Origin of the sequence: Nocardiopsis gilva YIM 90087 (assembly GCF_002263495.1) — a bacterium.
GTDB lineage: Bacteria > Actinomycetota > Actinomycetes > Streptosporangiales > Streptosporangiaceae > Nocardiopsis_C > Nocardiopsis_C gilva.
Map to the genome: position 1 here is coordinate 2,538,123 of NZ_CP022753.1, position 11,728 is coordinate 2,549,850.

Here is an 11,728-nt window from a genome sequence, read left to right on the forward strand (position 1 = left end):
GCCGATTCTAGGAAGGCCCACCTTCGGTCCCGCCCTTCGCCGCGGGGACAGCGGTCGCACCCGGGGCGTCCTGGGCCGCACTCACCTCGCCGACATCACCGTCGACCGTGACGATCCGCCCGCTGGTCAACTCGGTGGTCGCCACCCCCGTGCCCATGACCGCCGGGATGCCGTACTCGCGCGCGACGATCGCCGCGTGGGACCCGGCGCCGCCGCTGTCGACCACGACGGCGGCCGCCCGCTGGAACAGCGGCGTCCACGCGGGGTTGGTGTAGGGGCAGACGAGGATGTCGCCGCGGCGCAGCTCACCGAACTCGGCCGGGTCGCGGATCACCCGCGCCGGACCGGTGGCCCGGCCCCCACTCGCCGGCGTTCCGGAGACCAGCGCGTCGCCGCCCTCGGGCGGGCGCGGGAAGATCGCGGTGGGATCGATCAGCCGGACTCCGGCCAGCTCGTCACGCTTGGCCGCGCGCCGCAGCGCGGTGGCGCGCAGCGCCTCGGCCTGCTCCGGGGGCAGTCCGGGCACGTCGGCGATGCTCTCCAGCTCCTCGAAGCGCAGGTGGAACACGTCGCCGGGCGTGCGCAGGACACCGGCGTCGCGCAGCCGCCGCCCCATCTCCATCAGTGAGCGCCGGAGGGGCGGCATCGACCGGGTGAAGTAGAAGTGGGTGTCCTCGCGGAGCGCCATGCCGACGCGCGCCGCCTCCACCCGGCGCATCATCCGCGCCCGCCGACCCGCCCGACGCAGACGCGGGTGGGCCAGCAGCCGCTCCTCGGCCGCCCGGGAGCGGTCGCCGGGGGCGGCGCCGGCGGTGTCCTGGTCGAGGAGCATCCTGATCAGGCCGAGGACGGTCGCAGGAGACTCGATCCACGTGGGCGGCGAGATGAGGATGGGGCTGGCCGTCTCCCGGTGCCCGTACTCCGCCAGGAACGCGCGGAAGTCGGCACGGAACCGCGCGAGGTCCGGGTCGTCCGGTGCCTCGGTGTGTTCGTACTCCGTCGCGGGTGCCGTCGTTCCGGCGACCAGTTCCGCGAGTTCGTCCGGGTCGAGCCGGGCGAAGTCCGCGTACAACCGGGGGGACCGGCGCACCTGCTCGGCCAGTGCCTCCAGCGCCCGGTTGCAGTCGGTCGTGCGCGTGGGCGCGATGAGCAGATCGGCCATGAGGGTGGTGAGACCGAGCCGGGCCAGAGCCAGGCGCAGGCGAAGCAGGGCCACGAGGGCCGCCGGAAGATAGTCGACGCGCAGGTCGGTGACCTCGCCGAGCAGGTCCATCGCCGTGCGCGGCACGCGAAGCAGCTCCGCCCAGGTAAGCGCCTCCAGGTCGCGGTCGTTCAGCTCGTCGATCCCGCGCTCGAACGCGAGGAAGCGGGCGTCGTTCGTCCAACGGGCCGGGTCGTGGCGCCGGGCCCGCGCGGCGATGCTGAACGGGGCGGCCAGCACCTTCAGTGTCGGGCGGGGCATCGGCGGAATGTACCGGGTGACGACGCCGTCCTCCTCGGGGAAGCTCTTCGGCAGATCCGCGCGGATGCCGACGCTGGCCATCATGACGGCGACCATCTTCACCGGACCGTGGGCCAGCCACGTCGTCATGTCGAGCGGGTAGGGCCGCTGGGTCGCGTAGTCCATCACCATCGAGCCGATCCTGCGCTGGACGGGGTTCAGCCGGACCGGCGGCGGGGGGACGGCCGTCATCGGGCGTGCTTGGAGCAGGCGGACCTCGCCATCGGCATAGGCCCACTCCATGTCCTGGGGGCGGCCGAAGTGCGCGGCGACACGAGTGCCGAGGGAGGCCAGCTCGCGTAGCACCGGAGCGGGCAGCTGGGGTTTGTCGGGCGGCGGCGCCGGCTCCGAACCGTGGGTGACGCCCCCGTCGGCCGTGCCGTGGATGACAACCTCGCGCCGTCCGCCCCGCCACTCCTTGAGCTTGCCGCTGGTGTCCAGCACGTAGTGGTCGGGGGTGACCAGCCCGGAGACGACCGCCTCGCCGAGCCCGCTGCTCGCGTCGATCACGACTTCGCCGCGGTCGCCGGTGACCGGGTTCGCGCTGAACATCACCCCCGCGCTCTCGGCCTCCACCATGCTCTGCACGACCACGGCGATGCTCACCTCGCCGGAGTCGATGCCCCGGTGGCGGCGGTAGGCGATGGCCCGGTCGGTCCACAGCGACGCCCAGCAGCGGGCGACCGCGTCGATGACCGCCCGTTCACCGATGATGTTGAGGTAGGTGTCCTGCTGCCCGGCGAACGCGGCACCGGGCAGGTCCTCGGCGGTCGCGCTGGAGCGCACCGCGACCGGCCCGCCGCCCAGCTCGGCGTAGGCGTCGGCGATCGCCGCGCGGATGTCATCGGGCACGGCGGCGGCGTCGAAGGCCGCGCGGAGCGCCGCGCCGTCGGTGGCCGGGGCCGTGTCGCCGCCCGCGTCGGTAGCGCGCAGCCCCGCCACGTGCTCGGCGATCCGCTCGGCCAGGTCGGTGCGCTCGACGGCCGCGGTGTAGGCGTCGGTGGTGACGATGAACCCGCCGGGCACCAGGAATCCGTTGCGGACGAGTTCGCCCAGGTTGGCGCCCTTGCCTCCGGCGCGGTCGAGGTCGTCGCGCCCGAAGGCGTCGATCGGTGCCGCGAACCGCTGGGCTGGTCCTCGGTCGGTCATGCGGGGTGCCTCCTTAGTGATCCTTCCCCGAGGGGAGGGGGCGGTCTCGATGTGGGCGGTCGTGCGCAGGGGACGGGCGGGGAGCGCGAGGGCGAGGACGAACGCGAGGAGGAGCAGTGGGGCGGTGAGCCCGAAGACCGGCGGCACGGCGTCCCCGAAGGCCTGGGCGACCGCGTCGCGCACCGGCCCGGGGAGGTCGGCGATGGCCTGCGGGGTGAGGGAGCCCGCGCCGCCGTTGCCATCCAGAACGGTTCCGGCGCCAGTGGGAAGGCGCTCGGTGAAGCGGAGCGTGATCAGCGCGCCGATCGCCGCGACGCCGACCGAACTGCCGATCTGCCGTAGGAACGTCACGGTGGAGGTGGCGGCGCCGAGGTGGCGGTGCTCGACGCTGTTCTGCACGGCCAGCACCATGACCTGCATGACCAGGCCGATCCCCAGCCCCAGGAGGATCAACGCGGCCGTGACCGTCGCCGTGCCGCTGCCGGAGTCCACGGTCGCGAAGAGGCCCAGCCCGGCGGCTGCCATGGCGGTGCCCACGATCGGGAACACCTTGTAGCGCCCGGTGCGGGTGATGAGACGCCCGGAGACCACCGTCGTGGCGATCACGCCTGCCATGAGGACGGTGAGGAGCAGCCCGGCCCGGGTCGCGCTCGACCCGAGGGCGATCTGCAGGAAGGCGGGCGTGTAGCTGATGGTCCCGAACATCGCGAACCCGATGAGGAAGCTGATCGCTCCCGGGATCGCGAACGCGGGGTCGCGGAAGAGCCGCAGCGGGATGATCGGGTCGGTTGCCCGACGGGCCGTGACCAGCCACGCGACGAGTCCGGTGAGGGTCAGCCCGATCAGTGCCGGGATGGCAACGGGGCTGGCGCTGTCGCCGCCCCGCCCGACGATGTCGGTGAGCAGGACCAGCGCGATGACGGCCGTGGCCAGGGTGAGCGCCCCGGCGTAGTCGATGGGTGGGCGGGCGGTGGGCCGGGGCAGGCGGAGGGTCAGCGTGATGGCGATGAGCGCGACAAGGCCGAGGACCGGGTGGATGGTGAAGATCCACCGCCAGGTGAGGTGGTCGACGACGAAGCCGCCGATGACCGGCCCCGCGACCGCCGCGATGATGTAGGCCGACCCGATCAGGGCCAGGTAGCGCCCGCGTTCACGCGGGCTGACGATCTCGCCGATGATCGCCTGCGCTCCGATCATCAGCCCACCGCCGCCCGCGCCCTGGATCGCGCGGGCGGCGATGAGGGCGGGCATCGAGGGCGCGAGCCCGGACAGCACGGCACCGGCGACGAAGATCAGGATGGCGGCCTGCATGACCGGCCTGCGGCCGAACCGGTCGCCGAGTTTGCCGTAGAGCGGCATGACGACGGTCGCGGCGACGAGGTAGGCGGTGACAACGGCCGGCATCTGGTCCAGTCCGCCCAGGTCACCGGCGACGAAGGGAAGCGCCGGAGCCATGATCGTGTGGTCCAGCGCGCCGAGCAGCATGGCCAGCATCAGTCCTGGGAGGATCAGGCCGATGCGGGGGAGGGCGGCCGAGCCGGTGTCGCGGTGCACGTCGTGTCGGGGCACGCGGTCTTCCTCCTCTCCGTAGCGCGCGGGGCGCGGTGGAAGGGACGTCCGAGCCAACTAGGAAACGCGGCGTTCTCTATCACGACGCTACGCGGCGCTCTGAGGAAACGCAACGTTCTCTACCGAGCGTGGTGTTTGTTCACCTCAGGGCAACCACTTCGGGCACAGCCGAAACAGCGTGACCTGCGGAACCAGCGGCACAACCGGGTCGTCGGAGATGTCGGTTCCGGAGAGATGGGTGTCCGGAACCACCCTCACGACGAATGGTTGGACAACGAATGGCAGAGCACGAGGTCAGCCGGCGCGGATTCGGCAAGCTCGCGGGTGCGGCCGGTGTCGGGGCGGCGCTCGGCGGGACGCTGGCAGCGTCACCGGCATCGGCGGCGACCCGCACCTGGCACCAGGGCGGACAGTACGTCAAGTCGCTGCGCGTCTTCGACGGCACCATGAAGACGTTCATGCAGGACCGGAACATCTCGGCGGGCCAGCTCGCGGTGAGTTACAAGGGGCGGCTCGTCTTCGGCCGGTCCTACGCGTGGACCGACGACGAGAAGCTGCGCTTCGGCCCCACGGCACTCTTCCGCATCGCGAGCCTGTCGAAGTCGATCACCGCCACCGCGGTGAACCTGCTCGTGCAGCAGGGCAGGCTCAAGCTCAGCACCCCCGTGACCGAACTGCTGGAGCTGAACCCGCCGGAGGGAGAGAAGGTCGACCCCCGGGTCTCGGAGATCACGGTGCGGCGGCTGCTCCAGCACCTGGCCGGGTGGGACCGGGACATCTCGGGCGACGCCACGTTCGAGAACTTCGCGACCGCGAAGCAGCTGGGTGTCGGGCTGCCGGTGGGCATCGACCAGATCATCCGCTACGGCGCGGGCAAACCACTGGACCACGACCCCGGCACGAAGTACGCCTACTGCAACTACGGCTACATGCTGCTGGGCAAGATCGTCGAGAAGGTCTCCGGGCAGCCCTTCGAGACGTTCGTGAAGAAGAACGTGCTCAACCCGATGGGCATCACCCGGATGCGGCAGGGCCGGACCCTCGCCGAACACCGCGCGCCCACCGAGGTGCCCTACTTCTCCCAGTACACCAGCACCACAGTGATGGACGACTCGGGGAAGAAGGTCCCCCTGCCGTACGGCGGGTTCCGGCTCGAGAACTTCGAGGCGACCGGGGGATGGCTGTCCTCCGCCGTCGACATGGTCCGCTTCGCGTCGCTGTTCGACTCGACCAAGGTGCTGAACACCGCCTCGGTCAAGCGGACCTTCGCCGAGCCCGAGACCGGGATCAACAGCAAGGGTTACTACTACGGCATGGGCTGGCTGGTGCGGCCGGTCAGCGGTGGCAGCGGGATGAACACGTGGCACGACGGCAGCGTGGGCGGAACGTTCGCCTACATGGTGCGGCAGTACAACGGGATCTCATGGGTGGCGTTGTTCAACCAGCGTGATGACAAGTCGGGGAAGAGCTACTACGACATCGACAGCTCGATGTGGGACGCGATCAGGAGCGTCAAGAGCTGGCCGTCGCACGACCTGTACGACAAGTACTTCTAGAAGCCGCTGAAGTGGGCAAACGAAGGGCGGGGGCCGTGTGGCGCCCGCCCTGGTGTGCTTGTACGGAGGATGGGGGAGTGGAAGTTACAGGCGTTCGGCCTTGGCATTGGCGAGGAGCGCTGCCCACTCTTGCCCGGGGAACGCGAGGTGGCCGAGGGGTCTGTTCTGCGTGTCACGGATGAGGATGGAGTGGGGGGTTTCCGCGACCTCGACGCAGTTGCCGCCCTTGGAGTTGCTGTAGCTCGACTTGTTCCACGCCTCCGCGATCTCGACGCAGTCTCCACCCGTCTCGTTGCTGTAGCTCGATTTGTGCCAGTCCAGCCGTGCTTCAACGCAGTTGGCGGCACCTCCTGTGCTGTAGCTGGACTTGTTCCACTTATTACTCATCATGGGAGTTCTCCAATGGCGCTGGCGATGAGATCACGTGATGTCGCCTCAGGGAGCGCGGCTCCGCGTAGTTCGCCGAACACACGCGTATAGTCCGCTATGGCATCCGGATCTTCGACAGGATTACCGGCGTTTCGAGTCTCTGTGTACAAGACCTGTCCCCTGTGGGGAACGGTGAACAGGTGGAATGCTCCATCTAGACCGGGGTGCAGGTGAGTTGCAATCGGTACCACCTGAATCGTCACCCGTGGTCGTTCACCCACCATCAGCAGATGCTCCAGCTGGCGGCCCATCGTCTCACGCCCCCCGAAGGGGCGGCGTAACACAGTTTCGTCAAGGACGACGATGAGGATGGGTGGACGTTCTGAAGTGAGGATGGCCTGCCTGTCTAGCCGTCCTCTGACCTGTTCTTCTATCTCTTCGTCTGTGAGGGCGGGGCTGCCAATGCGAAGAATGGTGCGTATGTATGCTTCTGTTTGAAGTGGTCCTGGGATCAGTAGTGGGTGATATTCCCTTATTTCGGATGATTCTCGCTCAAGTTCTGCAACACCCCGAAACCACTCAGGGAGTCCGTTATAAGAGTTTAGGGCCTCCCACATCCGCTGGAGGGATCCGCCTGTTGAAAGCAGATGGTCTATCTGGGCCAAAACTTCGCGAGTGGTACCTCGCACGCCGCGCTCGATCCCACTGATTGTCCCGTAGGACATGTTCAGGCGCTTGGCAAGCTCGTCTTGCGTCAGACCAGCTTGAAGCCGAAGTCGCCGTAGTTCCCGACCGATCCTGACCCACTGTGGACGTGACCTGTCAGCCATGTTCAACATGATTGAACCGTCACTTAACCGGCGTCAACCGGTTTGAAAATAAATCCCCATATCTGTTGAGTCTCTGGCGGCGTGAGTCGGGTTGAGTCAGTCTGTTCACACGGCACCTCCGGTGCCAACGACAGCGGCCCTGGCCGGTGGGCGAACACCAACCAGGGCCTTGATCCACAACCTGACGCAACAGGTGGAGGACCCAATGGGCAAGGCTATCCCGACTCCCGACGGCGGGCGTCCCCGAACCCCGGCCGAGCGGCTGGCGGACTACAACCTCTTCCTCACGCTCGACCTTGAGTACTTCATGACCTGGCGGCTCTCGTACACCGGCCCGCACTACCTCGACCCGGTCAACTACACCGCCGACCGCCGCTTCGACCCGCCCGAGTACTACCGCTCCGTCGGCGTCGTCTCCCACATCGAGACCCCCGACATCTGTGAACTCTCCACTCAGCTCCGCAAGCAGGCCCTTCTCGACTGGGCGCTGCAGACCCCCGACCCGAAGACGGACGGCTGAGCCACCCCCCACCGTGCCGTCGAGTCCGAGGCGAGGGGCGGGCTCGACGGCACGGCTCCCTCCCAGGCCCTCCCTAGAGTCAGTGTTTTTCTGGTCTGACCGAGGTAATCACCGGTGATTCGGCACCTACTTAGGGCTGTTCCTCGTGTCTCATGCGTATGGCGGAGTGTGGAGAGAGCCCACGCCTTGGTCTTCGTGGAGTGAGAGAGCCATGTCCTTGCCCGTACTGCTCGGTGCGAATGTCGATCCCACCTGGTCCGACCCCCAGTTCCCCGTGCGGCTGGCCCGGCGGATGGATGCTGCCGGGCTGGACCTGATCAGCGTGCAGGATCACCCCTACCAGCGCGCCTTCTACGACACCTGGACCCTGATCAGCTATCTCGCGGCTGCCACCGAGCGCATCACGCTCGTGCCCACCGTGGCTAACCTGCCTCTGCGTCCCCCCGCTGTCCTGGCCAAGTCGGCTGCCAGCCTGCATCGTCTCTCCGGTGGGAGGATCCAGCTCGGCCTTGGCTCGGGGGCGATCTGGGACGCGATCGCCGCCATGGGCGGCCCTCGCCGTAGCCCAAAGGAAGCCGTCGATGCCCTGGATGAGGCGATCGACGTTGTCCGCGCGGTGTGGAGTGAGGAGCGGGCGGTTCGCTTTGAAGGCGTCCACTACCGGCTGGCGGGTCTGCACCCCGGGCCGCCCGCAGGCCCCGGGCTGGGGATATGGCTCGGTGCGTACGGACCCCGCACTCTGCGCCTGACCGGTGCGAAGGCCGACGGCTGGATGCCCTCGCTCGGCTTCCTCCCGCTCGACCGCCTCAGCGAGGCCGTCATCCGGATCGACACCGCCGCGCAGGAGGCGGGCCGCGACCCGGCCCAGATACGCAAGGTCTACAACCTCAACGGCGTGATCGGCACTGAGTCGAGCACCCCATTCCAGGGGTCCGTCCAGCAGTGGATCGACCAACTGGCCGAACTGGTCAGCGACTTCGGCATGAACGCCTTCATCTACTGGCCCAGCGACGATCACGAACGCCAGCTCACCCTCTTCGCCGAAGAAGTCGCCCCTGCCGCCCGCCAGGCCCTTGCGGAGGTATGAAGGAGGCCCGTGAGGCTGGCCAGTAGTGGAAGAAGACCAGGGCCGCCGCGAGTCGCGCAGTGCCTGGTCGGTGGTTCGCGCCTCGAGGCCGAGAACGCGCAGGTTGGTCGGGATCCACAGCTGGAACCCGTAGGTCACCAGCCCGATACCGATTCCGAAGATCACAACGGCTGCGCTGAAACCGGCGAAGGGGAAGCGGAACAGGGGGCCATGGCCACTCGCCCAGTCCGCGCCGATCATCGCGTCCTGTCGCGCGGCGTCGGCAGGCCGCGCCGTGGCCCCGTACATCGCCATGATGGCGGTGGCCTCGCGGACGCGTCCGTGCAGCAGCAGGAACCGGGGCGACTCCGGGAGCCAGCGGTTGAGCAGGATGAGCAGGGCCCCGGTGGGCGCCCCGACCAGCCACAGCACCCGCCAGGAGTACTCCGGGATGAGCTCGGCCGCCAGCCAGCCGGTGAGCGCGTAGGCGAGCGCCGGAGTACCGCCGATGAGCACCATCACCCACCCCCGATGACGCGCCGGGATGGTCTCGGCCAGCAGGGAGAAGGTGATGGGCAGCATGCCTCCGGCCGCCACCCCCATGAGCGCGCACATCACCAGGTTCCACGCGAACGAGGGCATGGCCCCGCACCCGGCCGTGCTCACGAACAGCACGCCCGCCAGGAGAATGGCCGAGCGTCGGCCGATCCGGTCGGCCATCGAGCCCCAAAGCAGCGATCCGACCACGGTTCCGATCAGTCCGCTGAGCGGGAGCAGGGCCACGGGAAGCCCGCCTTCGGGGTTGAGCGGTGACCGCAGCCCGTACTCGGCGGTCATCCCCGGCGCCACGAAGCCGAGCGTGACCGGCTTCATCGCGTCAACGGTCACCGCTGCGACCAGGACGGCCACCAGCGTGATGTGGGCGCGGTTCAGGCGGGCACTGCGTGGGTGGTTTCTAGTGTCTGCTGCAACAACCCATTGGAACCAAGGCTGGAATTTGGTGCACTTCGCCGAGATCAACGGGGGAGGGCCGCCCCTCCCCCGTGCGTGCCCTCAGCGTCTCCACGCGCCCGCGTCTCCGGCCACGGTGTCGATCGCACTCAGCAGCTCACCGGGGACGCGGTCCGGAACCAGGCGGCCGTCCTCCCACCGCATCCACGCCAGCTGCTGCTCTCCCTTGGCCGCCGTCCGCTCCGCACCGTCCGGCTCCAGCCGCACGTAGTCGAACAGCAGGGTGAGCCGGTTCTGCGTGACCTCTCCGGCCCGCATCCGGACCGCGACCCGGTCGAACGCCGCCAGCTCCGCCAGGTACTCGCACGAGCACCGCGTGGTGACCATGGCGGCGCCGTCGTCGAGCGCGGCGACCAGCGTCGGCACATGTTCCCAGAGGAATTGTTCGCGGCAGCGGCCCTGCCACCGCAGAAAGTGCGAGAAATAAACATTTCCCAGCGCATTCGTCTCCTCGAACGAAACGGTGTGCAGGAATTCGAAGTATTTCATGATCACCTTCCCTGCTTGGATCTACCCTGATTGTGCAGGCCGCCGCCTGGTCGCGGGTGCGGAATATTGCGGAGCGGCGAGGCGCAATAAATGCCGAGTGCCCGGATTCGATGCTTGTGAAAATGCAGGGAGTATGGCATGAAAAATCACACCAAACAGGGAAGTCGGGGATCATGTCGCTGGAGCGCTGCTACGACTGCCTGATCGTCGGCGCCCGCGTCGCGGGCGCCGCCACCGCCATCCTGCTGGCGAACCTCGGGCACCGGGTCCTCCTCGTCGACCGGCGCTCCACCCTCGGCCCCACCCTGTCCACCCACGTCTTCGGCGAATGGGAGGCGTTCGGACCGCTCGGCGTGGCCGACGCGCTCGCCGCGTCCGGGCACCTCCGATGCGGCGGTTCCGCACCGACACCGCCGGCTGCGTCACCGAGGCCGACATGGTAGTCACGCCCTATGTCCTGGCGCTGCGTCGCGTGCGCCTGGACCCCCTGCTCCTCGACCGCGCGCGCCCGCTCGGCGCCACCTGGCGCGGCGGCCATCCCCTGGTCCTCCTGCGCACGACGCAGGGCCGGATGACCGGTGCGGTCCTGCGCGCCCCGGAGGGCGAGCGCACCGTGGCGGCGCGCGTGGTCGTGGGCGTCGACGGGCGCAACTCACCCGTGGCCCGGCAGGCCGGAGCCGCCGCCTACCTCACCCGTCCCGCCGGGTCCCGGCTCCGGCCGGGAGGCCGCGGCACAGGCCCCACAACGGGCGCCCAAGGACCTCCGGGTCGCGGCGCTCACCCGCTTCGCGATCTCCATCTCCGCGTTCACGGTGATCGGCCACATCTGGCTCGGCATCGAGACGGCCTGGGCGGCACCGGTCGTCGCGCTGCTCACGTCGTATGCCGTCGAGCTTCTCCTGGAGGCCCTGTCCGCCTGGTCGGCCGGGCGCCGACCGGAGTTCCTCGGGGGCGTGCGCCGATGCGTCGTCTTCCTACTCCCGGCGCACATCTCCGGGCTGGCCATCGCCATGCTGATCTACCCGGGCGACCAGCTGTGGCCGTTCGTCTTCGCCGCGGTCGTGGCCGGCGGTGCCAAGCACCTCTTCCGCGCCCCGCTGCGCGGCCGGTTCCGGCACTTCATGAACCCGTCCAACCTCGGCATCGCCGCCACCCTCACCCTCTTCCCCTGGGTGGGCATCGCGATCCCCTACCAGTGCACCTCCGGCGTCAGCGGAGCACTCAACTGGATCATTCCGCTGGCGATCCTGGCCTCGGGCCTGCTCCTCAACATCCAGCTCACCGGCAAGTGGCCGATCGTGCTGGCCTGGATGGGAGGGTTCGCGGCCCAGGCGGTGATCCGCGCACTGGTGACCGACACCGACCCGCTGGCGGCGCTGGCGCCGATGACCGGGGTGGTGTTCCCGCTGTTCACCAACTACATGATCACCGACCCGGGCACGACCCCGGTCCGCCCCCGCGACCAGGTCGTCTTCGCCCTCACCGCGGCCGGTCTCTACGGCCTGCTGACCGGTATGCACGTCGTCTACGGGATCTTCTACTGCCTCATCGCGACCTGCCTGCTGCGCGGCGCCCTGACGTGGGCGACGGCCTGGCGGGAGCGGGACCGCGCAGCGGACGGCGCCCCGGCGCCGCCGGTTCGGCCAGAGACCCGGCCAGAAAGGTGAA

General features: G+C 69.0%; 9 protein-coding genes and 2 pseudogenes. 6 read left to right on the forward strand and 5 right to left on the reverse strand.

Translation table 11 applies throughout. The features are described from left to right. Positions 1-7 precede the first annotated feature (7 nt). Complete coding sequence (locus CDO52_RS28690; protein WP_232524444.1) at positions 8-4,219, reverse strand: MFS transporter; 4,212 nt, start codon at positions 4,217-4,219, stop codon at positions 8-10. 278 nt (positions 4,220-4,497) lie between these two features. Here CDO52_RS28690 and CDO52_RS11605 point away from each other — a divergent pair, with 278 nt between their 5' ends. Further along, positions 4,498-5,775: a serine hydrolase domain-containing protein gene (locus CDO52_RS11605; RefSeq protein WP_017617080.1), complete on the forward strand. Its 1,278-nt coding sequence runs from the start codon at positions 4,498-4,500 to the stop codon at positions 5,773-5,775. An 84-nt stretch (positions 5,776-5,859) separates the two neighbouring features. Here the strand turns inward: CDO52_RS11605 and CDO52_RS11610 are convergent, their stop codons facing one another. Together CDO52_RS11610 and CDO52_RS11615 are read right to left on the reverse strand one after the other, a co-directional pair. Then, on the reverse strand, positions 5,860-6,165 hold the full coding sequence (locus CDO52_RS11610; RefSeq protein WP_017617079.1) for a DUF397 domain-containing protein: 306 nt from the start codon (positions 6,163-6,165) through the stop codon (positions 5,860-5,862). Beyond that, complete coding sequence (locus CDO52_RS11615; protein ID WP_332459815.1) at positions 6,162-6,983, reverse strand: helix-turn-helix domain-containing protein; 822 nt, start codon at positions 6,981-6,983, stop codon at positions 6,162-6,164. The genes CDO52_RS11610 and CDO52_RS11615 overlap by 4 nt, the downstream gene beginning before the upstream one ends. A gap of 196 nt (positions 6,984-7,179) precedes the next feature. Here CDO52_RS11615 and CDO52_RS11620 point away from each other — a divergent pair, with 196 nt between their 5' ends. Together CDO52_RS11620 and CDO52_RS29435 are read left to right on the forward strand one after the other, a co-directional pair. Continuing rightward, positions 7,180-7,494, forward strand: coding sequence for a hypothetical protein (locus tag CDO52_RS11620; RefSeq protein WP_017617078.1), 315 nt, complete (start codon positions 7,180-7,182; stop codon positions 7,492-7,494). 292 nt (positions 7,495-7,786) lie between these two features. Continuing rightward, entirely contained in the window at positions 7,787-8,581 is a 795-nt protein-coding gene (locus CDO52_RS29435) for an LLM class flavin-dependent oxidoreductase (RefSeq protein ID WP_394340790.1), read from the forward strand. Between the two features lie 93 nt (positions 8,582-8,674). On the opposite strand, the pseudogene CDO52_RS29440 reads toward CDO52_RS29435, so the two are convergent. Both CDO52_RS29440 and CDO52_RS11635 read right to left on the reverse strand, forming a co-directional pair. After that, positions 8,675-9,433 (reverse strand): annotated as a pseudogene (locus CDO52_RS29440) (MFS transporter); the annotation flags it as partial. Between the two features lie 180 nt (positions 9,434-9,613). Continuing rightward, positions 9,614-10,060, reverse strand: a complete 447-nt coding sequence (locus CDO52_RS11635; RefSeq protein ID WP_017617075.1) for an acyl-CoA thioesterase — start codon at positions 10,058-10,060, stop codon at positions 9,614-9,616. Positions 10,061-10,233: 173 nt separating this feature from the next. Here CDO52_RS11635 and CDO52_RS11640 point away from each other — a divergent pair, with 173 nt between their 5' ends. From CDO52_RS11640 to CDO52_RS11645, 3 genes and pseudogenes are all read left to right on the forward strand, one after another. Then, positions 10,234-10,503 (forward strand): FAD-dependent oxidoreductase, encoded by a 270-nt coding sequence (locus CDO52_RS11640; protein WP_026125475.1) that lies wholly within the window; start codon positions 10,234-10,236, stop codon positions 10,501-10,503. Continuing rightward, positions 10,497-10,682, forward strand: a pseudogene (locus CDO52_RS29445) (hypothetical protein); the annotation flags it as partial. The gene CDO52_RS11640 and the pseudogene CDO52_RS29445, both read left to right, overlap by 7 nt. Before the next feature lie 190 nt (positions 10,683-10,872). Continuing rightward, complete coding sequence (locus CDO52_RS11645; RefSeq protein ID WP_017617074.1) at positions 10,873-11,727, forward strand: RnfABCDGE type electron transport complex subunit D; 855 nt, start codon at positions 10,873-10,875, stop codon at positions 11,725-11,727. Position 11,728 lies beyond the last annotated feature (1 nt).

Coding starts and splice junctions, on each gene's coding strand:
- CDO52_RS11605 (WP_017617080.1), top strand. CDS start 4,498: ATGGCAGAGCACGAGGTCAGCCGGCGCGGATTCGGCAAGCTCGCGGGT.
- CDO52_RS11610 (WP_017617079.1), bottom strand. CDS start 6,165: ATGATGAGTAATAAGTGGAACAAGTCCAGCTACAGCACAGGAGGTGCC.
- CDO52_RS11615 (WP_332459815.1), bottom strand. CDS start 6,983: ATGTTGAACATGGCTGACAGGTCACGTCCACAGTGGGTCAGGATCGGT.
- CDO52_RS11620 (WP_017617078.1), top strand. CDS start 7,180: ATGGGCAAGGCTATCCCGACTCCCGACGGCGGGCGTCCCCGAACCCCG.
- CDO52_RS29435 (WP_394340790.1), top strand. CDS start 7,787: ATGGATGCTGCCGGGCTGGACCTGATCAGCGTGCAGGATCACCCCTAC.
- CDO52_RS11635 (WP_017617075.1), bottom strand. CDS start 10,060: ATGAAATACTTCGAATTCCTGCACACCGTTTCGTTCGAGGAGACGAAT.
- CDO52_RS11640 (WP_026125475.1), top strand. CDS start 10,234: ATGTCGCTGGAGCGCTGCTACGACTGCCTGATCGTCGGCGCCCGCGTC.